This is a genomic window from Streptomyces sp. Je 1-4 4N24 (assembly GCF_026239515.1).
Lineage (GTDB): Bacteria > Actinomycetota > Actinomycetes > Streptomycetales > Streptomycetaceae > Streptomyces > Streptomyces nigrescens.
Genome location: NZ_CP110836.1, coordinates 8,827,748 through 8,852,551, shown reverse-complemented (window position 1 = coordinate 8,852,551; position 24,804 = coordinate 8,827,748). Strand labels below are relative to the sequence as shown.

Sequence of the window (24,804 nt, the reverse complement as noted above, 5' to 3'; positions counted from 1 at the left end):
GGAGCGGCGCCGGAGCTACGACCGGCGGCGAGGCTTGCCGCGCCGGGCGCCCTTGGGACTGCCGGAACCGCTGCGCGGACTCTTGCCGGCCGGCTTTCCCGCTGCCTTGCCTGCCGCGGGCTTGCGCCGGGCGCCACCCGCCTCGGGGCGCTTGGCCTTCGGCTGTGCCGGGGCCGGGGCCTGCGAGCGCCCCCGTGTGCTGTTGACGGTCCGCCCGCGGACGATCCCGATGAAGTCTTCCACCAGGTCGGTGGTCTCTTCCTGCAGCCAGGACAGCGCGACGCGCGACGCGGGGCCGTCCGTGAGAGGCCGGTAGGTGAGGTCCTTGCGGTGGTGCAGCCGGGCGAGTGACTGCGGGACCACGAGGAGTCCCACCCCTGCCGCCACCAGCTCGATGGCGTCCGCCGTCGTGGCGGGGCGCTCCTTCGCGGGCCGTCCCGGCCGGTGCTCCCAGTCGAGGGTCTCGTCGAGCGGGTGCAGCACGATCTCGTCGGCCAGATCCTCGGCGGCCACCTCGTCGACCGCCGTCACGAGGTGGTCCTTCGGAACCACGACCACGGTCGTCTCGGTGTAGAGGGGAATCGCGGCGAGATCCGTCCGGTCGACCGGCAGCCGCACAAAGCCCGCGTCGGCGCCACCGCCCCGCAACAGCTCGCAGGCTTCGGCGGCGGGCACCGCGATCAGGTTCAGTGGGATGTCGGGCAGCCGCTCGTTCCAGATCCGCACCCACTTCGTGGGCGTCACTCCCGGGACATAGGCGAGCCGGAACGACGGGGATGCTTCCGAGCTTGTCACGCCGCCAGGTTACCGGTCGTGGTCGGAGGTAGCGCACATGCTCGATACCCTTGACACCATGAAGTCGCACCAGACCCCCCAGACGATGAAGCCCGCGACCGCGGCGAAGAAGCTGGGTGTGTACCTCGAGGCCACCCCCACCGAGTTCCAGGAGGGTGTCGTCTCGCGCACCGAGTTGAACGCACTGCAGGCCGATCCGCCCGAGTGGCTGCTGGAACTGCGACGCAACGGCCCGCACCCCCGGCCGGTGGTCGCGGCGAAGCTGGGCGTTTCCATCTCCGGTCTCGCCCGCGCCGGTGTCACGGAAGCCCTCACCACGGAGCAGATCGACGCCCTGAAGAACGAAAGCCCCGAGTGGCTGCAGCGGGAGCGCGCCACCCAGGCCGAGGTCCGCAAGGAAGCGGTGCGGATCAAGGAGAAGAAGGCGGAGAGCAAGGCGGAGAGCGGCGAGCAGCCCCGCCGCCCGCGCTCCTGACCTCTGTCCCTGCACGATGCCGGCCGCGGGCGCGCGGGTCATACCTGCCCGCCCGGCCCGGCGGGCGGCGAACTCCTCCGTAGCCGGCCGTCACCGGTACGGCACCCTGAGCGAGAGCGGCTACTCGAACCGCGTGGGGTCGCCCGCCCCCCGGCGGACGATCTCGGCACCGTCGCCGGAGAAGTCGATGACCGTGGTCGGCTCGGTGCCGCAGTCGCCCGAGTCGAGTACGGCGTCCACCACGTGGTCGAGCCGTTCCTTGATCTCCCATCCCTGGGTCATCGGCTCCTCCTCGTCGGGCAGGAGCAGGGTGCTGGAGAGCAGCGGCTCACCGAGGTCGGCGAGCAGGGCCTGAGTGACGACATGGTCCGGGATCCGCACGCCGACCGTCTTCTTCTTCGGGTGCAGCAGCTGGCGCGGTACCTCCTTCGTCGCGGGAAGGATGAAGGTGTAACTGCCGGGGGTGGCGGCCTTGATCGCGCGGAACACGTCATTGTCGATGTGCACGAACTGACCCAGCTGCGAGAAGTTCTGGCACACGAGGGTGAAGTGGTGACGGTCGTCGAGATTCCGGATGGACCGGATCCGCTCGATACCGCTGCGACTGCCGAGCTGGCATCCCAGTGCGAAGCAGGAGTCCGTCGGGTACGCGATGAGAGCGCCGGAGCGGATGCTGTCGGCCACATTGCTGATGGTGCGCCGCTGAGGATTCTCGGGGTGCACGTCGAAGTACTTCGCCATCCGTCGAGCCTACGTGATCAGGACTCCCGCGCCCGGATGGGCAGGACGCCACTGCCCCGTGGAGGACGCCCGGAGAGCGTGTCCCCGTGGCCGCGGGGCCGACGTCATGTTCCGCGCGGCCGCGACGTCGGGCCGGGTCACCGCCCGAGCAACAGCCGGGCGATCGCGAGCTGCTCCTGGTCCAGCTCGTCCTCCTCGTCCTCGATGTTCCACAGCAGGTTCTGCAGGGCCCGCCCCAGCGTCCAAGCGGCCGCCCGCTGCCGGTCGAGGCCCAGCGCCTCGGTCATCAGGTCGAAGCGGTAGCGCACTTCGGACGGCGCGAAGTCATTGGCGAGCGCGGGCATCAGCTCGAAGCCCGGGTCGCCGGCCAGCGGCTTGGGGTCGATGGCGAGCCAGGGCTCACGGTCCGCGGCGAGGATGTTGTCGTAGTGCAGATCCCAGTGGAGCAGCCGGTCACCGGGGTCGCCCACGACCTCGCGTACGGCCGCCGCACAGCTCTGCAGGAGCGCCCGTTCGGCAGGGTCCGCGACCTTCCGTACCGCGTCCGGCACCGCGTCGAGCATCTGCCGTGCGATGTCGCCCAGCTGACGCAGACCCCCGGGTGCGGGCACGGCGCTGAGCCTGGCCAGCAGTTCGGCGAGGATCCGCGTGGCCTCCCGGGAGTCGTCGAGCGTCGACAAGTGGCGCTTCTCGTCGAGGCGTTCGAGCAGCAGCGTATTGGTGTGCACATCGTGGTCGAGCAGCCGTACGACGCCGTCGCCGCCCCAGACACGCAGGGCGACCGGCTCCCCTTCGCTCTCCTCGTCCAGCAGCTGCATCTTGAGTGCGGCCGGGGTCCCGTCGGCCCGCTCGACCGGCAGGACGAGCGCGGACATGCCGTTCAGGGAGGGTCCGGTCAGCTTCAGTCCCCAGCGGTCGAGGAACTCCGCGGCCCGCTCCGGCAGCGCGGCGATGAAGTCGCGGCCCGCCGCCCCGTTGAACCTGATCTGGGTGGCGACGAGTTCTTCCGGGATGTCGATCACACGGTCGATCCTACGAGCATGCACGCCTCGGCTCCTACCGAATATCCGCCGCGCTGTCGGTGCCCCCGCCCGTATCGGAAACAGGCAGGTGAACGGAGGCGCCGCACGTCCCTGCGGCACCACGGGGACGGCGCCCGCCCAGCACCACGTTCCTGCCGTTCCTTCCCCGCCGCACCCCCGCTACCGTTCGATCATGGCTAACACAGAAGTCCTTGACGCGGTCGCCGCGATGCCGCCCATGGTGTCCTCGGAGTACCACGTCGTGGCGACCGGGATAGCGACCCGGCTGGGGGCCGCGGAGATGGCCGTCCTGGAGCGGTGCATCGCCGATACGTCGGACCCCACACGCGGCTTCAACGCGCTGTACGTCGAGGAACGGGCGAGGGCCGGAGTGGTGCGTCCGACCCGCCTGATCCTGCCCGCCGTCCTCGGCGGCGGACTGCTGCTGGCGGCCTTCCTCACCTGACCGGACGGTGACCGCCGGTGGAGAGGGACCGAGTCCTCCCGAGCCACTCCGCACCCGGCTCCGTCCCTTGACGCTTCAGACACCCACGCCCTTCTTCCGCACCCCTCAGCCGGGCTCGACGAGCAGGTGCCGGGGGCCGCGCAGTACCGGGCTGCGCCGGTACGGAGGCGGGTCCTCGACCAGGCGGGGGCTGCCGAGGTGCTGGATGAGTTCGTTCAGGGCGATCTGGGCTTCCAGACGGGCGAGCGGGGCGCCGAAGCAGCTGTGGATGCCGCTGCCGAACCCGAGATGCTGGTTGTCCTCGCGGGCCGGGTCGAAGCGGTCGGGGTCACGGAACCGTTCGGGGTCACGATTGCCGGAGGCGAGCATCAGGATGAGGGGGGCGCCCTTGGGGATGGTGAGCCCCGAGATCTCGATGTCGGCCAGCGGGGTGCGCTGCGGGAGCATCTGGACGGGAGGCTCGTAGCGCAGCAGTTCCTCCACCGCCAGGGGCATCAGAGCGGGGTCGCCGCGCAGACGTGCCAGCTGGTCGGGGTGGCGCAGCAGGGTGAGGATACCGTTGGTGATCAGGTTGACGGTGGTCTCATGGCCGGCGATCAGCAGCAGCACGGAGGTGGTCATGATTTCGAGCTGGGTGAACTGCCCGTCGGTGCCGTGGCCCGTGGCGAACGCGGAGAGCATGTCGTCGGACGGATGGTCGCGGCGCTTCCCGGCGAGCTCTCCCAGATAGAGCGCCATCGTCTTCCGGGCCTCTGCGGCGGCGCGTTGGCGCTCCGCGGGGTCGTCCCCGGGGCTGGGGTCGATACCGGCGACGATCGCGTCCGACCACTGGCGGAACTGTGGCTCGTCCTCGATGGGTACGCCCAGGAGGCGGCAGATCACGGTGACGGGGAGCGGGTAGGCGAAGTCGTCGACGATGTCGATCCGTTCCTTGCCCGCCAGGCCGGCGATGAGGTCCTTGACGATGCGGGTGATCTCGCCATGCATGGCATCGATCCGGCCGGGCGTGTGGGGCGGGCCGAAGGACCACATCGCCAGGCTCCGCAGCCGGTGGTGTTCGGGGTCGTCGAGCCCGATGAAGGCCGGCGGGAGTCCTTCCTCGCCGATGCCGGTCTCGTCCGGTGCGGTGCGGTTGCGGCGGTCCGAACTGACCCGTGGATCGTGGAGCAGCGCGGCGATCTCGTGGTAGGTCCCGACCAGGTAGCTGCCGTCCTCCTGTCGTGCCACGCGGTTCTCGCGGAGTTCGGCGTAGAGCGGATAGGGGTCGGCGCGGTGGGCGTAGTCGGTGATCCGTTGGAACAGGGTGTCCGCAGCCATGCGCGGGGGCTCCTCATCGCTATGAGTGGCGGTGGTCTCAGCGGGCCGGCCGCACCACCGTCAGGCGTCGGTCCGGCAGATGACCGGTGAGGGCGACGGTCGGACCGTGCGAGAGCATCTTCGGGTCCGGTACGTCGGAGGGGACGGGAACCGGGGACTCGATCTGGTCGGCGGCTCCCGGCGCGGGCGGAAACGGCGCGGCCGTCTCGATCAGCCGCTGGTAGTACTCCAGTGACCTGGCCTGGTTGACGCTCACGGCCGCGGTGACCCGCCCCCGGTAGCCGTAGACGGCGACCAGCCGGGCGTCCTTCAGCGAGCCCTGGGCGATGACCACCTGGTCGGAGAAGGTGGGCACGCCCACCGACTTGATGTTGAGGCCGAACTGGCTGGACCAGAAGGCCGGTACCGTCAGGTGCGGGAGCCGGCGCGGCCCCGGATTGACCATGTTGTGGGCCGCCACCTCGGCCTGCGCGACCGCGTTGCCCCAGTGCTCCAGGGAGAGCAGCTGATACTCGAAGAGCGGGTGCGGGAACCGGGCGATATCACCGGCGGCGAAGACGTCGTCGGTCACGATCCCGTACATGTCGAAGGCGCGGCACCCCGCGTCGCAGGTCACCCCTCGGGGGCCCGCGGCGAGTCCCGATTCGGCCAGCCATTCGGTGTTGCGGATCGCGCCCAGGGCGACCACGGCGACATCGGCATCGATGCGTGTGCCGTCGGAGAACTCTGCGCCGGTGAGCCGGCCGTCGCCCTCCAGGGCGGTGACCGTCACTCCGCAGCGCAGGTCGACACCGTGGGCGCGCTGCAGCTTCGCGGCGAGCGCGCCCAGCGTTCCGCCGAGGGCACCGACGAGGGGCGCCGGGCCCCGCTCCGCGACCGTCACCGCCAGGCCGCGCTCCCGGCAGGCGGAGGCGATCTCCGAACCGGTGAAGCCGGCGCCGATGACCAGGACGCGCCGCGGTCCGGCGTCGAGACGCTCCGCCAGGCGGCGTGCCTCGTCGCTGGTGCGGAGGGTGAACACCCCGTCCAAGGCGGCCTCGGCAGGGTTCGGCCAGGGCCGGGCACGGGTTCCGGTGGCGATCAGCAGCCGGTCGTAGGGCACTTCCTCGCCATCGGCGAGCAGGACCCGCTTCCCGATCGGATCGAGTCCGGTGGCACGGACCCCGAGTCTCCACTGCGCCTCCACGTCACGGCGCCGCGGCAGCCCGGTCCGGTCCGCGGGAACCCTCCCGAGCAGCACCTGCTTGGACAGCGGAGGCCGGTCGTAGGGAGGCTGCGGTTCCTCCCCGACCAGGGTCAGTGAGCCGGTGAAACCCTTTTCCCGGAGCGTCTCGGCGGCCCGCAGCCCCGCGAGGGACGCGCCGACGATGACGATCCGGCCGTCGCCCGCTTCATCGCGCACCGGCGCCCGCCTCCTCGCCCATGAGGATGGCCTGCACCGGGCATGCCGCCACGGCCCGGCGCACCCGTTCCAGCTGCCCGTCCGGCACGACCGGGTGGTACAGCAGGGACTCCTCGCCATGCATCGTGAACACCTCGGGGGCGAGGAACGCGCACTGCGCATAGCCCTGACAGCGATTGAGATCGACGACGACGTTCAACCCGAGCCACTCCTCCCACCGCCCACCACCGCACCCGTCGTCATCCGTCCTACTACCGGTGGCAGCGCGGCGCAGACGATGCTCGGCCATCCGAGTGCTGACGCGGGGTGACCAGAAGCGCAGGTCAGCCTGCATCCCATACACCTCCCGCCGCACACTTCAGGCTCCCCCTTCACGCCCCACCCCTCAGGCCGAAGCAGCTCCAGATCGCTCCCCCAGGAATGCAGAATCGCGCAATGCCCGGAGACCGGGAAGCCGTCGCGGTGCCCTTTCGCCGACCGGTAGGCGAAGTTGAGATACTCGTCCAGCACGTCATTGGCCGCCTGCCGTGCTCCGCACGGCTCAGTGTCTGCTTGCGGCGCACGAGTTCGGTGACCGTGCCGTCCGGATCAGCAGGGACCCCGGCGGCGAACGAAGCAAGCGCGGTTCCCGTGTCCGCGTCCGGGTCATGTGCGGAGGAAGAAGGGACTGAGTTCACTTCATACACACAAGTTATCTGCCGCCACAGCCGTATGTCATCGGGCACCGGAGAGGTGGCGCCCCTCCCCCGTCAGACGGCTGCCGGGGAGCCGACGGATCCACCGTCGGAAAGCCTCAAAGGAGTGACGTCCGGACAGAGTTCAGCTCCCGGGCGGACGGTCCACGGGAGCGCGGAGACGTCCCGTATGGCTCATTCACCGCTCATTTCTTGACTGATGGAGACTGTGCGCGCGACACCCGAACTCCCCGTGTTCGTAGGCCAGTTGATCGATGGAGTCGACCACATGAGTCATGGGCCCGACGATAAGGAAGTGCGACTCCGGGTTAATTGCGGAGAGAGATGAGTAACATCCAGCCAACCGTAGATCGACCAGGCGATAGAGAGCAGGCTGTGTCATGTCAGACTCGGAATTCGCTGCGCAGGTAGCTGCCAAACTGGAGGGCATCGCGAAAGAGATCGACGAGCTGCAGAAACTCAAGGCGAAGTTGGAGGACCTCCAGAAGCACCTCGGAGCCGGTCCCCGGAAGGCAGCCGTCGCACCGCAGCCGGCGGAGCCCGAACCCGCGGTGACGAAACCGGTGACGGTACCCTCGGCACGACGGGCGCAGGCCGCCGCACCGAAGGCCAAGCCGGCGTCGAAGCCCCCGGCCAAGGTGGCGAAGAGCGCGAAGAAGAAGACGCGGAAGACCAAGCCGGCCCGGGCCACCGCAGGCCGTCAGAACTCCACCCGCGCCGACCGCGTTCTCGCACTCCTTGACGAGCAGCCGCGCACGGTGTCGGAGATGACGAAGCTGCTCACGCAGCAGCACCCGGACCACTCCGCACCGGAGACCGCCGTCCGCAACACCCTGGAGACCTCGCTCGTCGCCAAGGGCCTCGCACACCGCAGCAAGCAGGGCAGGAGCGTCTTCTACTCCCGCCCGGCGGCCGGCGCCGGAACCCAGGAAGCCGAAGCGGCCGTGGCCCAGGAGGAGGCCGCCTCCACGCCCGCCTGACGGGTATCTCGTCCGGTGCTCGGCGACGCCGTCGGCCCCTGCCTCGTGCCGGTCTCGCCGACGGTGCGCCGAGCCGGACCCCGCCCCTGGCTGAGGCCTCCGGCGTGGGCCGGGCGGTCCGGCCGCGGGCGCGGTCGCCGCAGGCGGAACGACCTCGCAAGTCGTGCGATCAGCCGGATCGCCTGTAGGGTCGGGGGGCTGTGGTCCGCCACGGCGATCATGTGCCCGAGCTGCGGAAACGATGCAGATCGGCCCGCAGTCGCCGGACGGGATGGAGCCGTCCGGCGGGCCCGCACGTGGTCGCGCCGGGGCGGGCGGCGGGCCACCGCAGCCGCAGTCCTGACGCTGTCGGTGAGGGCAGTCGCAGGGGGTGAATCGGCCGAGTCTTGACGAACGGGCCCTGCCCGATCTTGACTGCCAGAGTCCCACCCCTGCCAGGGCCCCCACCAGGGGTATTGGCCCACTCACCGAAGGTCACAAACATGACGGTTGACGTCTCCGCCGCCACTGAAGTCGGGCAGTTCCTGCTCGGCGACTCCTTTGCTTGCCTGGCCGGCCGTTCAGCATGGCGACAGGGTGGCATCACCCACCGCCACTACACATGGTTCGGTGATGACACCACGGGCGAGCAGATGGCGGCTGATCTGCAGGCGTATGTGGAGGCGGTGGACTGGGCCGCCAAACCCTTCACAAGCTTCGTGGCCACCTTCTCGGGCCCTCTGAACCTGTCGGAGACCGAGTTCGAGCAGCATTTGTGGCAGCAGCTGCAGGCGCTGCACGACCACGACAGCCGTACGCACTCCTGGGCCGAGGGCTACGATCCCGACCCGTCGTCCGGTGCCTTCGCCTACAGCGTCGCCGGGCACCCGTTCTTCGTGATCGGACTGCACGAGACGCACAGCCGCGTCGGCCGCCGCCCGCCGTTCCCGATGCTCGCCTTCAACTCCCACCACCAGTTCGACCGGATAAAGGCCGCCGGCCTCTGGGACCGGCTGGCGGAGAAGATACGCAAGCAGGACATCGAGCTGCAGGGCAGCATCAACCCCAATCTCCTGGAGTACGAGAAGCTCTCCGAGGCCCGGCGCTACTCGGGCCGCCCCAAGCCGGCCGACTGGGCCTGCCCCTTCTCCGCCCGGGTCTGAGACCGCCAGGAGCGACAGCGCCGAGCTGCCGCACGCACCCGCCGCCTGCCCCCCGCCCGGTCCTGTGCCCCTGGGCGGCGGTATCGCGAAGACGGGATCGCCCTCGCCATCGGCGGGGGCGGAGCGCCCTGGCCATCGGCTCAGGGGCCCTTCAGGCGCCCCGGGCCGCCCCGGTGCCGAGGCGGGCGAGCTGGCGGTCGTGGAGGCGGCTGAGGAGCAGGAGCGAGACGACCGCTCCGAAGAGTGCGCAGGCCATGTCCCACTGGGTGTCCCACTGGTCCCCCTGGGTGGCGAGGAACGCATCGGCCGCGGCGCCGCCGGCCAGCGCCGTCCACCACTCGATCATCTCGAAGAACGCGCTGAAGGCCAGGCATGCGCACACGGTCAGCGGGCCCAGCCAGGCACTGCCGCGCAACGGGGAAGTCCGGACCAGCAGTTCGCGGACCAGGATCGCGGGCACAAAGCCCTGCATGAGATGCCCGATGCGGTCGTAGGGATTACGGGAGAGGTCCAGCGCGTCCTGCAGCCAGTGCCCCACCGGGACCTCGGCATAGGTGTAGTGGCCGCCGACGATCAGGACCAGTGCGTGCGCGGCGAGCAGACAGCACAGCAGCGGGCTGAGCGGAAAGCGCTTCCGCACCGCGACCAGCACCGGCAGGCCGACGATCACCCAGCAGGTCTCCATGAGCCAGGTGGCGCGGTCGTGCGGCTGGAGGCCCGACAGGGCCAGGGCGAGGAGCACCGCCGCGAGCAGAACCGGCGGCAGGGGGCGGGGAGCGGTCATGGCCTTCATGGATCAGCCTCGGAGACATCGGATACGGGTCGGCGCGACCGCCACGGGGCGGACGGACGGGGCACCGCGTACGGCGTATGCCCCGGTCGGCGCCAACACACCACCTTGTACGGGAGGGGTGCTCCGCCGTGCACGTTCATTCCGCTTCAGCGTCGTGGCCGCCACGGGGCGCTGTCATGAGTACCTCTACTCAGATGCTCAGATGCTCAGATCCGTGCCGGTGCGCCGGAGCCGCCACCCACAGCCGCCGTGTTCCGTTCTCCGATGAACAGAACGGTGGGGGCCGAGCTTCTCTCGGCCCCCACCGTCATCCTCGGCTGTCCCGGCTCGGTCCTCGCGCCCAGCCGGCCGGCGCGAGGTCTGCCGGCGCGAGGTCTGCCGGGCTGCTACTCCACCGCGTAGGACAGCTTGTAGTGGGCGTCGTCTCCGGTGAACTCCAGCACGCCGCTGCCGCGCCGGACCGTGTGTTCACCGAGGAAGTCGTTGTCATCGCCGCCGTAGTCGGCCTCGTAGATCTGGATCAGGGCCTTGCCGGTGAAGTCGACGTACTCGTCGAGGGTGTCCGTGTCGCCCGCGTCCATGGAGTGGAAGTTCCTCACGATGCCGTTGACTTTGATCACGACATCGTCATGAAAGGTCCAGTCCTCCTGCTCAATGCACTTGATCTTCTTCAGGTGAAGTGTGGGCATGACGCTCCCCGGTCGTTGCGCTCGTGGCCATCTGCGGTACCCACGCTGCCGCCGCGCTCTAAACGATCACTAAACGACGGGGTTCCGCGGCTCGGGAGAAGGCGTCTCGGTGGCGGTGACGGTGGCGGTCCCCGCTCAGGACGCCTGAGCGGTCACCGGCGCCGCCTCCGCCCCGCCTGCCGACGGACCGAGCCACCGGGCCCGGTCGCGTTCCGCCCAGCGCACCACCGCACCCATCCCGAGCCCGGTCACCAGGAACAGCGCTCCCAGCACGAGCCAGCCCGGCACTCCCCAGGTGACGAGCAGCGAGGTGAGCAGCAGGGGGCCGAGCGTGCGCGCCAACGGGACGCCCGTACCGAAGAAGCCCTGGTACTGACCGACTTGACGGTCCGGCGCCAGGTCGAAGCTGATCTGCCAGGATCCGGCCGACTGCAGCATCTCGCCGACGAGCTGGAGCACCGCGCCCACGACGAGCACCGCCCCGGCGGCCCACGGCCCCATATCCGCGGCCGACAAGGCGAAGACCAGGCACGAGGCCAGCATGATCAGGCAGGAGTGCCACACCGCCCGCGAGGCGCTGCGCAGTCCCGTCACCATCCGGGCCGTGCGGACCTGGAAGGCCATGACACCAAGGGTGTTGAGGACGAACAGCGCCGAGACCAGCCAGCTGGGCGCGTCCGTACGCGCCACGATCCACAGCGGGATGGCGAGGCTGAGCAGCGGCATCCGCAGCAGCAGGACCGCGTTGAGGAAGGTCAGCACGGCGTACGGGCGGTCCCGCAGCACCGCGAACCGCGGCTCACCGCCCGTACAGACCGGGACCGGGGCCACCGCGGGCAGCAGGAGCAGCACCGCCGTACAGCTCAGGAAGCCCACCGCGTCCAGGGCGAAGACCGCGAGGTAGGCCTCTTGGGTGTCGTACTGGAGGGCCAGTCCCCCGAGGGCCGCGCCGATGGCCAGCCCGGCGTTGAGTGTCGACTGGAGGTGGGCCAGTACGCCGGTGCGGGCCGAGCGGTCCACGAGCCCGGCGAGCAGCGCCTGGCGGGCCGCGGCCAGTCCGCACTGCGCGGTGGCGTACAGGCACACGACGACGAGGAACGGCACGAAGGAGCGGATGAACAGGAACGAGGCGACGGCGATACTGGTGACCAGGGCGAGCAGCACCGCGGTGCCGCGCGGCCCCCGGCGGTCGGCGAGCGCGCCCAGCGGCACTCCCGCGACCGAACCGACGGCCCACGCCACGGTCAGCCCCAGGCCGATCTGGGTGGGTGAAAGTCCGATGACCCGGGTGAAGTAGAGCGCCGAGCAGACGTAAAAGGCGCCGTCGCCGACCGAGTTGCTCAGCTGTGCCGCGGCGAGGACGCGTGGTGCGCCGGCCGGCGGCAGGATCCGTAGGGACACAGGACTCCCGGGTACGACGACCGGACGGCCGGTCTCACACGATGCGTTGACGCAATGACGCTAGACAGCCGGCGGTCCGGTGGACAGATCCACTTGCGGCCCGCGGGAGTGGGCCAATTCGGCCTCCCGGCGGCCAATGCCTCCGATTCAGGCCGGGTCGGCCAAGCCAGTAGTGACGTGCACATGGCGCGGATACGATCGACTGCCCCCCTACGCGAAGGACTTCCCCCATGAAGCAGACATCCGCGAAGAACACAGCCTTGAAGCACACGGCCTCGAAGAACACAGCCGTGAAGAGGACAGCTGCGAAAGAGACCTCTGCCCGCGGAGTCACCTGGCGCATGCTGCTCGCGCTCAGCGGTATGGCGGCGTTAGCCGTGCCCGGCGCCGGCGCCGCCGAGGCCGCACCGCGCGCCGCCGGGGACGAGGGCCGTGCGGGCCGGTGTGTCGTCGTGTACTTCGATCTCGGTGAGACCTTGGTGCACACGGCCGAGGACAAGAGCGTGCGGTACCTGCCGGGTGCTGCCGCGTATCTGCGTGCGCTGCGCGCCCGCCATATTCCCGTCGGCCTGATCACCAACGTGCCGCCCTCCTGGGGCTCCACCGACGCGGAGCGTGCGGCGGAGCTGAAGAAGGTGATCGACAAGGACTGGGCGGGCACCAGCCCGTTCGCCTGGTCGGACTTCGGCGACCGGATCTTCACCCCGCGGACCGAGGCGGAGCGGAAGCCCGCCCCCGCCCTCTGGAAGCGCGCCAAGAAGGCCGCGGGCCCCTGCCGGGTGGTCTACCAGGCGGAGACGGCGGAGGAGGCACAGGTGGGCGGCTCCCTCGGATACCTCGCCTACCAGGTGACCCGACCCGGGTGGCCCCCGTACCTGCCGGTGCGGCTGATCGCCGCCCTCTCCCACCTGCCCTACGGGAACACCGCACTCCCCAAGGGGCGTTGAGGCCGTCAGCCCGCCGATCGGGCCCGGCCCGGGACGCGACGAAGAGGCATGAGGCCTGACGTGGTGTGGCGCGACCTGGCTGCACCTGGACGGAGGGCGTCCCTTATGGCGATGCCCTCCGCTCCCGCCTCGGCCGCCTCCCCGACCACCGGCCACAGCTACCGACCGCCGACTTCGCCCGGTGCATACGGCCGACGAGCCGAGCCGGCGGTCACCCTGCCGTCGTTGTGCTGTAGCGCTCCAGCCGGTCCGCCAGCTCGGCCGGACGGGACAGCATCGGGAAGTGCCCGCCCGCCATCTCATCCGGCACCAACCCCAGGCGCTCCGCCGCCACCGCACGCAGGAACGGTGCCGGGAAGAGACGGTCCTGACGGCACAGCAGGAACCGGGTCGCCACATCGGGCCAGGTCCGCATCGGCCATGGCCGCGCGGCCGGGGTCTCGGACTGCCGCCGCCACCGGACCGCCGCCTCCGCGGCCAGCTCCGGCGGCAGATCCTGGAAGAACGGGTCCGCGGCCGACCCAGCGGCCTCCGGCACACCCTCCGCACCCGTGCCGTCGCCCGCCCGCTGAGCCGCCCGCCCGGCCCGTCTGACCTGTGCGTCCGGGTGTCCCGTCGCCGCCCACCACTCGTCCGGCGCCTCCCCCGGCAACGGCACCATCGCCGCCACCAGCACCAGCATTTCCACCGGCACCCGCGCACAGACCAACGGCGCCGTGAACCCGGCGAACGAGTGCGCCACGAGCATCAGCCGGTCACGCCCCTCCACGGCGGCGACGACCGCGTCCGGATACTCCTCCAGACCCGCCGCGTCGTCCTCACACGGCAGATCCACGCTCACCACCGCCCGCCCCCGGGCCCGCAGCTCCGCCTCCAGCAGATGCCAGTGCCAGGAGCCGCACGCGGCACCGGGAATCAACACAAAGGTCGTCATGAAACGCCGCCTCCTGCCGGCCACCGGCCCAGCCTGGGTGCGTGCGCCCGGGGCCGGTGGCGCGCACCACTGTCAGGTCCAGTTGCACCAAGAACTCTCCGCCACCGAGAACGGAATACCGAAGACGCCATACCTGTCGAGAACGGAATTCGGCGGCGCCTTCTGCGGCACGGCTCACGCCTGATGGGCGCCTCGGCAGATCGTGCACATGATGCGGCGCGCCATCTCCGGCAGGGTGCTCTGGCCCACCCCCTGTACGCGGGCCACGGTGTGCGGGGCGGACCGGGCATGCTGGTGACACAGCGCGGCGCCGCAGTTCCGGCAGATCGCCACCGCGGCGGTGGTTCCGTGGCCCGGCGCGCAGTCGTAGCAGTTCATGGCACATTCCGATCTCGTGAGGTGGGCCGGCGGGCCCCCACGGCAATGTACGTCGCAGCGCCTGACGGAAGGCGGCAGCACATGCCGGGTCGGGGCGGGGCTCACCTGGCCGCCCCAAGGAAGACACCTCCTCTCCGCGGGCGGGGGACGGCCCCGTCCGACCGCCGCGGACGGACCCGCGCCCCTTCCCTCGTCTCCGGCCGATTTCCCTCGTCTCCGGCCGATCGCCCCGGCCGGTCAGGCAATCTGGCAGGGTCAGTCGACCGGCTCATGCGGAACGGGCTGGTCGGTGCGGAAGCCCGCGGCCTTTTGACCGCCGGTCCGCCCGGTGCCGGCCTGGTCGGTGTCGGGAACCGTCTCGTCGGGCCCGTCGCTTTCGCTCTCCGACAGCTCGGGGTCCCAGGGGTCGGGGACCCGGCTCTCGGCATCAGCCTGGTGGCTCGGCAGGTCATGGGGCAGCGGGGTGCGGTCCTCGCCGTCCGCGTCATAACGGGTCATCAGTTGACGTGCCTCCTCCATGCGTACGTTGAGTGTCCTGGCCCGGTACCCGGGTACCGCAGCGCCATGCTCGACGCAGACTGAGACACAGACCACCCGCCTGCGTCTCGACGCCTCACCACGACGGGCACGAGGGGTACGACGGGTACGACGGGTACAGGACCGTGGGAGGCCGGCCGTGCCCCACCGTGGCCTCCTCCCGCTACGAGCCGCCCCCGGACGAGCCGCCGCGCCCGAGAGCTGACGGTGGCCGACTGCATCTCCGGCCGGGCCACGGCCGCTCGCAAAGGAATTGCCGGGGACTGAGAAGTCGGTCATTCGCGATCTTCGGGCGCCCGGATCGACGCCGGCAAGCACCGCACGGCTCCGCCGCGGTGCCCACAGTCACCGATTCCACGGCATCGTGACATCCGTCATATCGGCGCCCGGCATCAACTAAGCCGGATAGTAGAGAGCAGCCTGGCGACATAGGGGACTTGTCCGTCTTGAGTCGGGAATTTCTCGCGCCGAGCCGGCCGCCATTCGGCCCGCTTGATTCTTTTGCCCACGCCTTGAGCGCATAAGTGCATCTGACGAGGCAACAGCAATTCTCGAAAGCGACGAAATCCGGACCAGCACGCTCGTATCTCCATTGCAAGGGTCGCGGGTACTACTAAGCGCAGTAGTACCGAGGAGCGTTGCCTTGCCGTCCGGCGGCCCCAAGAATGACGAACCGCAAGGCGTCTTCGCAGCTCAGGCGCGGGGATTGCACAGAGCCAGCCGTGCCGGGGACGCTCCGCAATTACCGAGTGAGGTCACGCATGAGTAAACATCGCAAGAAGCGGCACTATCGGCAGATAACCATCGCTGCTGTCGCCATAGGTGCCGTGGGCGTGCCCTCTGTTGCCATGGCCTGTCTGGACGGGCAGGAGAATGCGGGCGGCCGGCATCACGGCCAGTGGAAGAATGCGTCCGCCGATCACCGGTGGTCGAAGGGCGAGAAGGACGCAAAGCCGGCGGCGAAGACTTCCCCGGCACCCGCCGCGTCCCCGAGTGCCGCGAAAGCCACCGCCACGGCATCCGGCGCCACGGCCCGCGTAGTCGAACTCGTCAACGATGAGCGCCGCAAGGCCGGCTGCTCACCGCTGACCGTGAACGCAAAACTGACAAAGGCCGCCCAGGACCACAGCAAGGACATGGCGGACCATCGGAATATGTCGCATACGGGTTCCGATGGATCGTCGCCGGAGGACCGGATCACCCGGGCCGGTTACGACTGGAGCTCCTACGGCGAGAACGTCGCCTACGGCTACTCCACGCCCGAAAGCGTGATGGAGGGCTGGATGACCAGCCCCGGTCACAAGCGCAATATCCTCGACTGCTCCTTCAAGGAGATCGGCGTCGGCCACGCACAGCCCGACGACTACTGGACGCAGGACTTCGGAACGGCGCGATAACGGCATCGGCCACGGGCGGCACCCTGAGCAATGAGCTGACCGCGTCAGGGTGGCGGCCGGCAGGGCGCGGAAGGGAGCCAGCCTCCCCCCGCCGCACACCGAAGGACACATGAGGTCCCCGACCGGGTTCCGGTCGGGGACCTTGTGCTGCCCGGCCGAGGACGGCACTGCGGCCCGGGCGCCGGGACAGGCCGACCCACACCACGGGCAACGCCCCGGCGCGTACCGCCTAGAGCAGATCGGTGGCCGAGTCCGCGAGCCGGCGCCGTGCCGCGCGGGCGGCGGGGAGGACCGAGGCCGTCGCGGCGATGGTGACGGCGATGGCGATGACCAGCAGGAGAATGCCGAGGTCGGGGCGCTGGGCGATACCGGTCCCCCAGCCGCTGGTGCGGCCCTGGAGGTTGATCAGCCACTGGGAGGCGAGGACGCCCAGAGCCGTGCCGGCCAGCGCGGCGGCCAGGGTGATGAAGGCGGTGGCCGAGACGATGACGGCAGTGATCTGACGCGGCGTCAGGCCGACGGCCCGGAGGGCGAGCAGATCGCGGCCGCGGTCACGGACACCGGCGCCGACGGTCGTCGCGAGTTCCACGAGCCCGATGAGGATCAGCACCGCAATCAGTCCGACGCTGACGGCACGGACCGCGGACAGCTGGTCGGCGGGGTTGGGGATCTCGCGCACTTCCAGACGGCCGGCGGACGCCTTGTACAGGGCGTCGCGCACGGAATCCGGGTCGGCGCCGTCGTGCAGGACCAACTGGTAGAAATCCGGGCGCGGTGGGTGCGACGCCTGGGGCGCCCCGCTGTCGGTGTCGCCTTCACGCAGGGTGTCCAGGGTGGTGGAGACGACCCGTCCGCCGTCGGTGGTCTCGATGCTGCGGCCGACGATGTGGAGGACGTGCGGGCGTCCGGCGACGGTCATCCGGACCCAGTCGCCGACCCGCGCGTCCAGGAGGTCGAGCAGGCCCTGCCCGGCGACCGCTTCGTCGGGGCCGTGGGCGGCGCGCCCTTCCACTACGGCGCCGGGGTGGGGCCGGGCGTCGGTGCCGAGCCCACGAAGGGTAATTGTCCCGGTCTGACCCGGTACGAGCGCCTGGACCTCAGCGCCCGGGTAGGCGGTCAGCTGCCGCTGGGAGGCGAGGAGTTGGCGTAGCTCCCGGTCACCGAGGGTGTCGGAGCGCGCGGTGAGGGCCGCGGACAGGCCGACGTTCTCGGGGTGCGAGGTGAAGCGATCCAGGGTGGTCCAGGCGCCCAGGGCGATGGTGATCAGCAGCAGCGGGACGGCCAGCCGCGCCACGGCTGCCGAGGAGCGCAGCGGACGGTGGAAGGCGCCCCGCCAGCCGAGCACCAGTGCCGGGGGGACCCGGAGGCCGAGCGCCCGGCGGGTCAGAGCGGAGGCCCGGCCGCCGGTGGCGGTGGCGGCGCGGGCGACGGGCACCGGGGGCACCCGCCCGGCCCGCCACGCCGCCAGGCAGGTCGCCGAGCCGATGAAGGCCACCACACCGCCGGAGATCACCAAGGTCAGCCAGGCGTGCCCGGGAAGCTGCCGCCACAGGGCGATCGCCTCCCCGATCCGCCCGGGGACCAGAGTGCCGGCCACCTGGGTCAGCAGTGCCCCGAGGGCGACGCCCAGCAGCGCGAGGCCCAGGTGGAGGGCGACGAACATGCGGACCACCTGGCCGGGGGTGAACCCGATGGCCTTGAGGATGGAGATGTCCCGCAGATGTCCGCGGATCCTGGTGCTGATGGCGCCGCCCACCGCCAGGGCCGCGGCGAGCAGTGCGCCGAGTCCGAACAGGCCGAGCAGCCGCCCCAGGAGCTGGTTGTCGCCTTCGGCTTCGGCCTTGGCCTGCCGCCAGGTGGAGACGTCGGTGATCTGGTCGGCGCCGAGCTGGGTGACCGCCCGCTGGACGACGTAGTCGGTGTCCGCGGGGTCGCCGAGCTGGAGGCCGATGGTGCGTCCGCGCTGGTCGCGGCCCGCGTCGGAGGTGTCGAGGGTCTCGGGGAGCACCCAGGCCACCCCCGGGGTCTCGCCCGCGCGGAAGGTGACCTCGGCGGTGTCCGCGACGCCCACCACGCGCAGCGGTGACGGGAAGCCGCTCAGCACGAGGGTGTCGCCCGGTTTGGCCCACATCGCGCGGGCCACCGAACTGTCCAGGACGATGCCCTTGGTGGTGCCCGCATCGGCGCCCGCCTCCAGCCAGCGGCCCGCGACGATCTGGGGTGCGGCGGTGGCGGGGCGCTTCGCCGCACCGCGCAGTTCCAGGGTCGCCTTGGCGTCGCCGGGCTGCAGACTCGCGGTGGTGCGGACCGTACGGAAAGGCCCGGAGGTGGCCCGTACCTCGTCCAGGCCGGCGAGCGATCCGGCGGCGGCGCCGCCTTGGGTGTGGATCCATACGTGAGCGCCGGAGGACTGGGTGAAGGCCCGTTGCCAGGGGTCGGTCGCATAGGCGAACAGAGCGGTGGCCAGCAGCAGCGAGATGGTGATCCCGGCCGTGGCCAGCGCGGTGAGCACCGCCGCCGGGCGGTGTGCCGTCAGATGCGCCTGGGTCCAGCGCGCCGCTGCTCGCACCGCTCAGCCCTTGAGCTTGAGTACGTCGGCCACACCGGCCGCGGGGCGCTTCGGGCCGTCGCCGAGGTGGGCGTCGTCGACGACCTGGCCGTCGAAGAAGCTGATCACCCGGTCCGCGGCACTGGCCATCCTGGCGTCATGGGTGACCAGCAAGATCGTCTGGCCGCGCTGGTGGAAGCGGGCGAGCAGCCGCAGCACCTCCCGGGTGCCCTTGCTGTCCAGGCTTCCGGCGGGTTCGTCGGCGAGCAGCAGGCTGGGGGTATTGACCAGGGCGCGGGCCAGGGCGACGCGCTGCTGTTCACCGCCGGACAGCTCCCCCGGTGTGCTGTTCTCCTTGCCGGTCAGCCCCAGCTCGTCGAGCAGCTCGGCCCGGTCGGTGCGGGCCTGCCGGGGGGACCGGCCGGCCAGCAGTGCGGGGAGTTCGACGTTGTCGGCGACGGAGAGGTTGGAGACGAGGTTGAAGAACTGGAAGACGATCCCGATGTGGTTGCGGCGCAGCACCGCCCAGCGTGCCTCGCTGTAGGCGTCGACCTGGCGGCCGTCGAGCCAGATCGAACCGCTGTCGGGCCGGTCCAGACCGCCGAGGAGATGCAGCAAGGTGGATTTGCCGGCTCCCGAGGGGCCGGTGAGGGCGACGAACTCCCCGCGTTCGATGCTGAGGTCGACGCCCCGCACCGCGTGGACCGGGGCAGCGCCTTCCGGCCGGTGGGTCTTCACCAGGCCCGCTGCCCGGACTATCGGGCCGGACGGCTCGTCCCGGTTCATTCCAACTCCTCTTGACAGCGCTCCAGCCAGTCCAGATCCGCCTGCAGATGCAGCATCGCGCCCTCGATCAGCAGCTGTGCCACCCGGTTCTCCCGGTCCTCACCCGCCGAGAGTTTCGACAGGTCACGCATGGTGTTGAGGTAGAGGCGGCGCTGCTTGTTGATCAGGGCGATCTGGTCTGCGGTCCCGGTGTGGGGGGCCAGGGCGAGCTTCATGAAGAATTCGTCCCGGACCCGTGGTTCGGCGGTGGACTCCTCGAACCACGCGTCCACCGTCTCGCGCCCCGCGGCGGTGATCCGGTAGATGCGCTTGTTCGGGCGGTCCGACTGCTCGACGTCCTCTCCCTCGATCAGGCGCGCCTTCTCCAGCCTGCCCAGGGTGACGTAGATCTGGCCGACATTTGGCTGAGGGTATGCGGCGCCCAGGAGGTTCTCAAGGGCTTGCTTGAGTTCATAGCCGTGTGCGGGTCCGCTGACCAACAGCGCCAGGAGTGGCAGCCGCACGCTCTCCCTCTCCCTCCCCGCCCGGGGTGTGTCTCTCGGATCAGCCCTAGTTGCCGGTCATCTGACCCCATACGGCTGTGAGCCGGGTCGCTTTCGCATCTTCCTGCAGCATCTAGTATCCCGCATGGCTAACAGGTATACATGGGGCGGGCTGTCGGTCCAGTGTCCCGTCGACGCCTGGTTCAAGGAGGAGCCCATGCGGTGGAAGCGTGCCGCCGGCAGGGCTCTGCTGGTCTGCGCTCTGCTGTTCGCGGGCAATGCGGGCGCGCAGGCCGGGGAGCCGGCGGGCGGCTCGGACGGGCGGGGCCCGATCACTCTGGTGACGGGCGGAGACCTCACGGGCTATCTGCGGGGCGTCCTCGACGGCTGGAACGACCGGCATCCGCGCGAGAAGGTGACCCTGGTCGAGCTGCCGGACGCGGCCGACGAGGTGCGGGCGCAGATGGTCACCGAGCTGCGCTCCCGCAGCGACCGCTTCGATGTGCTGAACATCGATGTGGCGTGGACGTCGGAGTTCGCGGCCGCGGGCTGGATCAAGCCCGTGAACGGTGCGCAGTTCCCGCTGAAGCGCTTCCTGCCTCCCGTGGTGGACACCGCCACCTTCCGTGGGCAGCTCTACGCCGTCCCCTATGTGACCAATGCGGGGCTGCTCTACTACCGCAAGGACGTGCTCGACCGGGAGGGTGCGCGGCCGCCGCGCACCTGGGCCGAGTTGAGGCACCTGGCGAAGACGGTCGCGCCCAAGTACGGGCTGGACGGTTACGCGGGCCAGTTCCTGCCGTACGAGGGGCTGACCGCCAATGTCGTCGAGGCGGTCCAGTCGGCCGGCGGCACGGTGCTCGCGGGCGAGGGCTCGCGGGTGACGGTGGACTCCCCCGCGGCCCGTCGCGGGCTGTCCTTTCTGCTCGACGGGGTGCGTGAGGGCTGGATCCCTCGACGGGCCCTGGCGTACAAGGAAGAAGAGTCCCGTAAGGCGTTCCAGGACGGCCGGCTGCTGTTCCTGCGGAACTGGCCGTACGCCTATGCGCTGGCCAATGCCCAGCCCTCCGGGGTGGCGGGCAAGTTCGGTGCGGTGCCGCTGCCGGGTCCCGACGGGCCGGGCTCCAGCGCGCTGGGCGGCTCCAACCTGGCGGTCAACGCACAGTCGCGGCACCAGAAGACGGCGACCGAGCTGATCTCCTATCTGACGACCGAGTCGGTCCAGCGCCGGGTGCTCACCAAGGGTGCGCTGCCACCGGTCTGGGCCGATCTGTACACGGACCCGGAGCTGGTGCGGCGCTTCCCGTACCTCCCGACGCTCAAGCGGGGCGTGCTGGCGGCCAAGCCGCGCATCAAGAGCCCGCACTACGACCAGGTGAGCCTGGCGGTGCAGGCGGTCCTGCATGACGCGCTGATCCACCGTCGGAGCACGGATGCCACCGTCGCACGTCTGACGCGCGAGCTGACGGCCATCGTCGGCCGCGGCTGACGTCGGAGCCTCTTCGCCTCTCTCCAGCAACTTCTCTACTTACTTGTTAGGTACAGGCTAGCTGGATAATTCCCCGCAAATTCGGGCATCTCGCAGCGAATTTTGACCATTTCGTTGACACCGAAAAGACATGCCTACTTAACATGCATGCATAACAGCGATCGCAGCCGCACGGCATGCCCCATGCAAGAACGGGATCACGGCAGATGCTCATAGCCACGGCAGGGAACGGCTCCTCGGCCGACTCCACGCCCTCCCCCTCCCTCCCCGGTCCGGCCTCCGCCGCACTCTCGCCGGCCACCGGGTCCACGTCCCGGAACACGGCGCAGCACTGGTGGCGCGACGCGGTGATCTACCAGGTCTACGTCCGCAGCTTCCTCGACAGCACCGGCGACGGCATCGGTGATCTGGCCGGTGTGCGGACGGGGTTGCCCTACCTCAAGAAGCTCGGGGTGGACGGCATCTGGCTCAGCCCCTTCTACCCCTCCCCCCAGCACGACCACGGCTACGACGTCGCCGACTACCGCGATGTCGACCCCGTATACGGCGATCTCGCCGAATTCGACCTCCTGGTGGCCGACGCCCACCGGCTGGGTCTGAAGGTGCTCCTGGACATCGTCCCCAACCACTGCTCCAGCGAGCACCCGTGGTTCCGCGCCGCCCTGGCCGACGGACCGGGGAGCCCGGCACGGTCGCTCTTCCACTTCGCCGACGGGCGCGGGGAGAACGGTGAGCTGCCGCCCAACAACTGGCGGGCCATGTTCGGCGGCCCCGCCTGGTCCCGGGTCAAGGAGGCGTCGGGCGAGGAGGGCCAGTGGTACCTCCACATGTTCACGCCCGAGCAGCCCGACCTGAACTGGCGCAACCCCGCCGTGGGCGCCGACTTCGACAGTGTGCTGCGCTTCTGGCTGGACCGCGGGGTCGACGGCTTCCGTATCGACGTGGCCGCCGGACTTTTCAAGCACCCCGAACTGCCCGACTCCCCCGACCCGTCGGCCGACGAGCGGACCCGCGACTCGGTCAACCCGCTGGCCTGGAACCAGCCCGAGGTGCACCAGGTGTGGCGCGACTGGCGTGCCCTGTGCGAGGAGTACACGGCCCGCGACGGCCGCGACCGGCTGCTGGTCGGTGAGGTCTCCGTACGGACGCCGAGCGAGCAGGCCGCATACGTCCGGCCCGACGAGCTGCACCAGGCGTTCTTCTTCCACCTGCTGACCGCGCGCTGGGACATCGGCACCTTCCGCAAGGTCATCTCCGAGGCGCTCACCGACATCGCGGGCACCGGCTCCACGGTCACCTGGGTGCTCAACAACCACGACCAGGTCCGGACCGTCACCCGGTACGCGACCGACCCCGGGGGCGCCGGGCGGACGGAGTCCGCGGGAGGTCTGGGCCCGGCGCGGGCCCGTGCCGCCGCGCTGCTGATGCTGGCACTGCCCGGCGCTGCGTACGTCTACCAGGGCGAGGAACTGGGCCTGCCGGAGGTCGTCGACCTGCCCGACGAGGTCCTCACCGACCCGATCTACCACCGCACGGGCAGCCGGGAGCACATCCGCGACGGCTGCCGGGTGCCGCTGCCCTGGTCCGGGCACGCCTCGCCGTTCGGCTTCACCAGCGGTACCGACGCGGCACGGCCCTGGCTGCCGCAGCCCGACTGGTTCGCCGACCATGCGACGGACCGGGCGCTGGCCGACACCCGGTCGTTCTGGCACCTGTACCGCGAGGGGCTGGCGCTGCGCCGCAGTCTTCCGCAGCTCGGCGAAGGCACGCTGCGCTGGCTGGACTCCCCGCCCCAGGTCCTGGCGTTCGTCCGTGGCGACGGCCTGGTCTGCGCCGTCAACTTCGGCACCGAGCCGGTGTCGGCCCCCGTACCGGGCGTCCCCCTGCTGGCGAGCGGCGACTGCCCCGCCGGAACGCTCCCCGGTTCCACCGCCGCCTGGTGGATGGACGCCCCATAAACCCCTGACCCTCTCGACAGCCCGACCTCCGCAGTCCTCCCGCACTCCTTCCGCAGTTCTTCCCGAAGGGAATCCCAATGATGAGACGACCCTCAGTACGACACACCCGAGCCGCCCTGTCCGGTGCGGCCGTGCTCGGCCTGGCGCTCTCCGCCACCGCCTGCGGCGGCGGAGTCTCCGCCGGGGGCGGCAAGCAGGAACTGAGCGGTGAGAGCGTCACCGTGGCCGGTGTCTGGACCGGTGTGGAACAGCAGAACTTCAAGAAGGTCCTGGACGCGTTCTCCGAGAAGACCGGCGCGAAGGTCACCTTCTCCTCCACCGGCGACAACGTCTCGACGGTGATCGGCAGCCAGGTCGAGGGCGGCAACGCCCCCGATGTGGTGATGGTGCCGCAGGTCGGTGTGCTTCAGCAGTTCGCCAAGAAGGGCTGGCTGGCGCCCCTCTCGGCGGAGATCGGCGCCGAGGCGAAGAAGAACTTCGCGCAGGTGTGGAAGGACTACGGCACGGTCGACAAGACCTACTACGGCCTGTACTTCAAGGCCTCGCACAAGTCGACGGTCTGGTACAGCCCGGAGGCCTTCGCGCAGGCCGGCGTCAAGCCCGCGAAGACCTACCAGGAGCTGCTGAAGTCGGGCCGTACGCTCTCCGACTCCGGTGTGCCGGCGTTCTCCGTCGCGGGCGAGGCCGGCTGGCCGCTCACGGACTGGTTCGAGAACATCTACCTCTCGCAGGCCGGGCAGGAGAACTACGACAAGCTCGCCGCCCACAAGATCCCGTGGACCGACCCCACCGTGGTCAAGGCGCTCACCGCGCTGGGCAAGCTCTTCAGCGACAAGAACCTGGTGGCCGGCGGCGGTTCGGGCGCGCTGCGCACCGACTTCCCCGAGTCCGTCCAGCAGGTCTTCGGCCCGGAGCCGGGGGCGGCCATGGTCTACGAGGGGGACTTCGTCAGCGCCCTGGTCACCGATGAGCTCCACAAGAAGGTCGGCAAGGACGCCAAGTTCTTCCCCTTCCCGGCGGTCGACAACGGCAAGGCGCCGGTGGTCAGCGGCGGTGACGCCGCCGTGGTGCTCAAGGCCGGCAAGCACAAGAAGGCCGCGATGGAGCTGGTGAAGTACCTGGCCACGCCCGAGGCCTCCGAGGCGTGGGCCAAGGCCGGCGGCTATATCTCGCCCAACAAGAAGGTGCCCGCGGACGCTTACCACGACGAGGTCACCCGCAAGGCCGCCCAGTCGCTGACCGAGGCCGGGAACTCCGTGCGCTTCGACATGTCCGACCAGGCCCCCGCGGCCTTCGGCGGCACCCAGGGCGCCGGCGAATGGAAGCTGCTGCAGGACTTCCTGCGCGACCCCTCGGACCCCGAGGCCACGGCCCGCAAGCTCGAGGCCGCCGCGGCCAAGGCGTACGGAAAGTAAGGACCAAGGGCCCGA

The 24,804-nt window shown here is 70.4% G+C and carries 24 protein-coding genes; 9 read left to right on the top strand and 15 right to left on the bottom strand.

Annotation, left to right across the window (positions count from 1 at the left end; genetic code table 11):
- Positions 1–15 precede the first annotated feature (15 nt).
- Positions 16–795 (bottom strand): LysR family substrate-binding domain-containing protein, encoded by a 780-nt coding sequence (locus tag SLV14N_RS38415; RefSeq protein WP_263272969.1) that lies wholly within the window; start codon positions 793–795, stop codon positions 16–18.
- Between the two features lie 58 nt (positions 796–853).
- Here SLV14N_RS38415 and SLV14N_RS38410 point away from each other — a divergent pair, with 58 nt between their 5' ends.
- Complete coding sequence (locus SLV14N_RS38410) at positions 854–1,270, top strand: DUF5997 family protein (RefSeq protein WP_208687463.1); 417 nt, start codon at positions 854–856, stop codon at positions 1,268–1,270.
- 120 nt (positions 1,271–1,390) lie between these two features.
- On the opposite strand, the gene SLV14N_RS38405 is transcribed toward SLV14N_RS38410, so the two are convergent.
- Together SLV14N_RS38405 and SLV14N_RS38400 are read right to left on the bottom strand one after the other, a co-directional pair.
- Positions 1,391–2,011 (bottom strand): L-threonylcarbamoyladenylate synthase, encoded by a 621-nt coding sequence (locus SLV14N_RS38405; RefSeq protein ID WP_263272968.1) that lies wholly within the window; start codon positions 2,009–2,011, stop codon positions 1,391–1,393.
- A gap of 137 nt (positions 2,012–2,148) precedes the next feature.
- Positions 2,149–3,033: an aminoglycoside phosphotransferase family protein gene (locus SLV14N_RS38400; protein ID WP_263273420.1), complete on the bottom strand. Its 885-nt coding sequence runs from the start codon at positions 3,031–3,033 to the stop codon at positions 2,149–2,151.
- Positions 3,034–3,226: 193 nt separating this feature from the next.
- Here SLV14N_RS38400 and SLV14N_RS38395 point away from each other — a divergent pair, with 193 nt between their 5' ends.
- A complete protein-coding gene (locus tag SLV14N_RS38395) occupies positions 3,227–3,499 on the top strand; it encodes a hypothetical protein (RefSeq protein WP_263272966.1) in 273 nt (90 codons plus the stop codon).
- A gap of 105 nt (positions 3,500–3,604) precedes the next feature.
- Here the strand turns inward: SLV14N_RS38395 and SLV14N_RS38390 are convergent, their stop codons facing one another.
- From SLV14N_RS38390 to SLV14N_RS38380, 3 genes are read right to left on the bottom strand one after another with little or no spacing between them, the layout of a single operon-like run.
- A complete protein-coding gene (locus SLV14N_RS38390; RefSeq protein ID WP_208687460.1) occupies positions 3,605–4,816 on the bottom strand; it encodes a cytochrome P450 in 1,212 nt (403 codons plus the stop codon).
- 37 nt (positions 4,817–4,853) lie between these two features.
- Positions 4,854–6,218 carry an NAD(P)/FAD-dependent oxidoreductase gene (locus tag SLV14N_RS38385; protein ID WP_221174728.1) on the bottom strand — a complete coding sequence of 455 codons (1,365 nt, stop codon included), beginning with the start codon at positions 6,216–6,218 and terminating at the stop codon, positions 4,854–4,856.
- Positions 6,208–6,417, bottom strand: a complete 210-nt coding sequence (locus tag SLV14N_RS38380; RefSeq protein ID WP_093636495.1) for a ferredoxin — start codon at positions 6,415–6,417, stop codon at positions 6,208–6,210. The genes SLV14N_RS38385 and SLV14N_RS38380 overlap by 11 nt, the downstream gene beginning before the upstream one ends.
- 876 nt (positions 6,418–7,293) lie before the next feature.
- Here SLV14N_RS38380 and SLV14N_RS38375 point away from each other — a divergent pair.
- On the top strand, positions 7,294–7,893 hold the full coding sequence (locus SLV14N_RS38375; RefSeq protein WP_208687458.1) for a hypothetical protein: 600 nt from the start codon (positions 7,294–7,296) through the stop codon (positions 7,891–7,893).
- A gap of 482 nt (positions 7,894–8,375) precedes the next feature.
- Complete coding sequence (gene gntA / locus SLV14N_RS38370) at positions 8,376–9,035, top strand: guanitoxin biosynthesis heme-dependent pre-guanitoxin N-hydroxylase GntA (RefSeq protein ID WP_093636019.1); 660 nt, start codon at positions 8,376–8,378, stop codon at positions 9,033–9,035.
- 151 nt (positions 9,036–9,186) lie between these two features.
- Here gntA and SLV14N_RS38365 read toward each other — a convergent pair whose 3' ends face one another.
- The 3 genes from SLV14N_RS38365 to SLV14N_RS38355 form a co-directional block, all read right to left on the bottom strand.
- Positions 9,187–9,819, bottom strand: a complete 633-nt coding sequence (locus tag SLV14N_RS38365; RefSeq protein WP_263272962.1) for a DUF2238 domain-containing protein — start codon at positions 9,817–9,819, stop codon at positions 9,187–9,189.
- Positions 9,820–10,214: 395 nt separating this feature from the next.
- Positions 10,215–10,517, bottom strand: coding sequence for a hypothetical protein (locus SLV14N_RS38360; protein WP_208687456.1), 303 nt, complete (start codon positions 10,515–10,517; stop codon positions 10,215–10,217).
- A gap of 135 nt (positions 10,518–10,652) precedes the next feature.
- Positions 10,653–11,918, bottom strand: a complete 1,266-nt coding sequence (locus tag SLV14N_RS38355) for an MFS transporter (protein WP_263272960.1) — start codon at positions 11,916–11,918, stop codon at positions 10,653–10,655.
- A gap of 341 nt (positions 11,919–12,259) precedes the next feature.
- Between SLV14N_RS38355 and SLV14N_RS38350 the strand changes: the two genes are divergently transcribed.
- Positions 12,260–12,865 (top strand): hypothetical protein, encoded by a 606-nt coding sequence (locus SLV14N_RS38350; protein WP_265875056.1) that lies wholly within the window; start codon positions 12,260–12,262, stop codon positions 12,863–12,865.
- A gap of 211 nt (positions 12,866–13,076) precedes the next feature.
- On the opposite strand, the gene SLV14N_RS38345 is transcribed toward SLV14N_RS38350, so the two are convergent.
- The 3 genes from SLV14N_RS38345 to SLV14N_RS38335 form a co-directional block, all read right to left on the bottom strand.
- Positions 13,077–13,799: an alpha/beta fold hydrolase gene (locus SLV14N_RS38345; protein WP_263272958.1), complete on the bottom strand. Its 723-nt coding sequence runs from the start codon at positions 13,797–13,799 to the stop codon at positions 13,077–13,079.
- Positions 13,800–13,973: 174 nt separating this feature from the next.
- Positions 13,974–14,177 carry a DUF2180 family protein gene (locus tag SLV14N_RS38340; protein ID WP_208687453.1) on the bottom strand — a complete coding sequence of 68 codons (204 nt, stop codon included), beginning with the start codon at positions 14,175–14,177 and terminating at the stop codon, positions 13,974–13,976.
- A 255-nt stretch (positions 14,178–14,432) separates the two neighbouring features.
- Positions 14,433–14,696 carry a hypothetical protein gene (locus SLV14N_RS38335; RefSeq protein WP_263272956.1) on the bottom strand — a complete coding sequence of 88 codons (264 nt, stop codon included), beginning with the start codon at positions 14,694–14,696 and terminating at the stop codon, positions 14,433–14,435.
- A 779-nt stretch (positions 14,697–15,475) separates the two neighbouring features.
- On the opposite strand from SLV14N_RS38335, the gene SLV14N_RS38330 reads away from it, so the two are divergent.
- Positions 15,476–16,111, top strand: a complete 636-nt coding sequence (locus SLV14N_RS38330) for a CAP domain-containing protein (RefSeq protein ID WP_208687451.1) — start codon at positions 15,476–15,478, stop codon at positions 16,109–16,111.
- Positions 16,112–16,340: 229 nt separating this feature from the next.
- Here SLV14N_RS38330 and SLV14N_RS38325 read toward each other — a convergent pair whose 3' ends face one another.
- Genes SLV14N_RS38325 through SLV14N_RS38315 form a run of 3 tightly spaced genes read right to left on the bottom strand, consistent with a single transcriptional unit; the run spans position 16,341 to position 19,948 of the window.
- Positions 16,341–18,680: an ABC transporter permease gene (locus SLV14N_RS38325; protein ID WP_263272953.1), complete on the bottom strand. Its 2,340-nt coding sequence runs from the start codon at positions 18,678–18,680 to the stop codon at positions 16,341–16,343.
- 3 nt (positions 18,681–18,683) lie between these two features.
- Entirely contained in the window at positions 18,684–19,445 is a 762-nt protein-coding gene (locus tag SLV14N_RS38320) for an ABC transporter ATP-binding protein (protein WP_208687449.1), read from the bottom strand.
- Positions 19,442–19,948, bottom strand: coding sequence for a PadR family transcriptional regulator (locus SLV14N_RS38315; RefSeq protein ID WP_208687448.1), 507 nt, complete (start codon positions 19,946–19,948; stop codon positions 19,442–19,444). The genes SLV14N_RS38320 and SLV14N_RS38315 overlap by 4 nt, the downstream gene beginning before the upstream one ends.
- A gap of 196 nt (positions 19,949–20,144) precedes the next feature.
- Between SLV14N_RS38315 and SLV14N_RS38310 the strand changes: the two genes are divergently transcribed.
- The 3 genes from SLV14N_RS38310 to SLV14N_RS38300 all read left to right on the top strand — a co-directional run bounded on the left by SLV14N_RS38310 (position 20,145) and on the right by SLV14N_RS38300 (position 24,789).
- Complete coding sequence (locus tag SLV14N_RS38310; protein ID WP_208687447.1) at positions 20,145–21,416, top strand: ABC transporter substrate-binding protein; 1,272 nt, start codon at positions 20,145–20,147, stop codon at positions 21,414–21,416.
- Between the two features lie 206 nt (positions 21,417–21,622).
- Positions 21,623–23,374, top strand: coding sequence for a glycoside hydrolase family 13 protein (locus SLV14N_RS38305; protein WP_263272951.1), 1,752 nt, complete (start codon positions 21,623–21,625; stop codon positions 23,372–23,374).
- An 80-nt stretch (positions 23,375–23,454) separates the two neighbouring features.
- Entirely contained in the window at positions 23,455–24,789 is a 1,335-nt protein-coding gene (locus SLV14N_RS38300; protein ID WP_263272949.1) for an ABC transporter substrate-binding protein, read from the top strand.
- Positions 24,790–24,804: the final 15 nt, after the last annotated feature.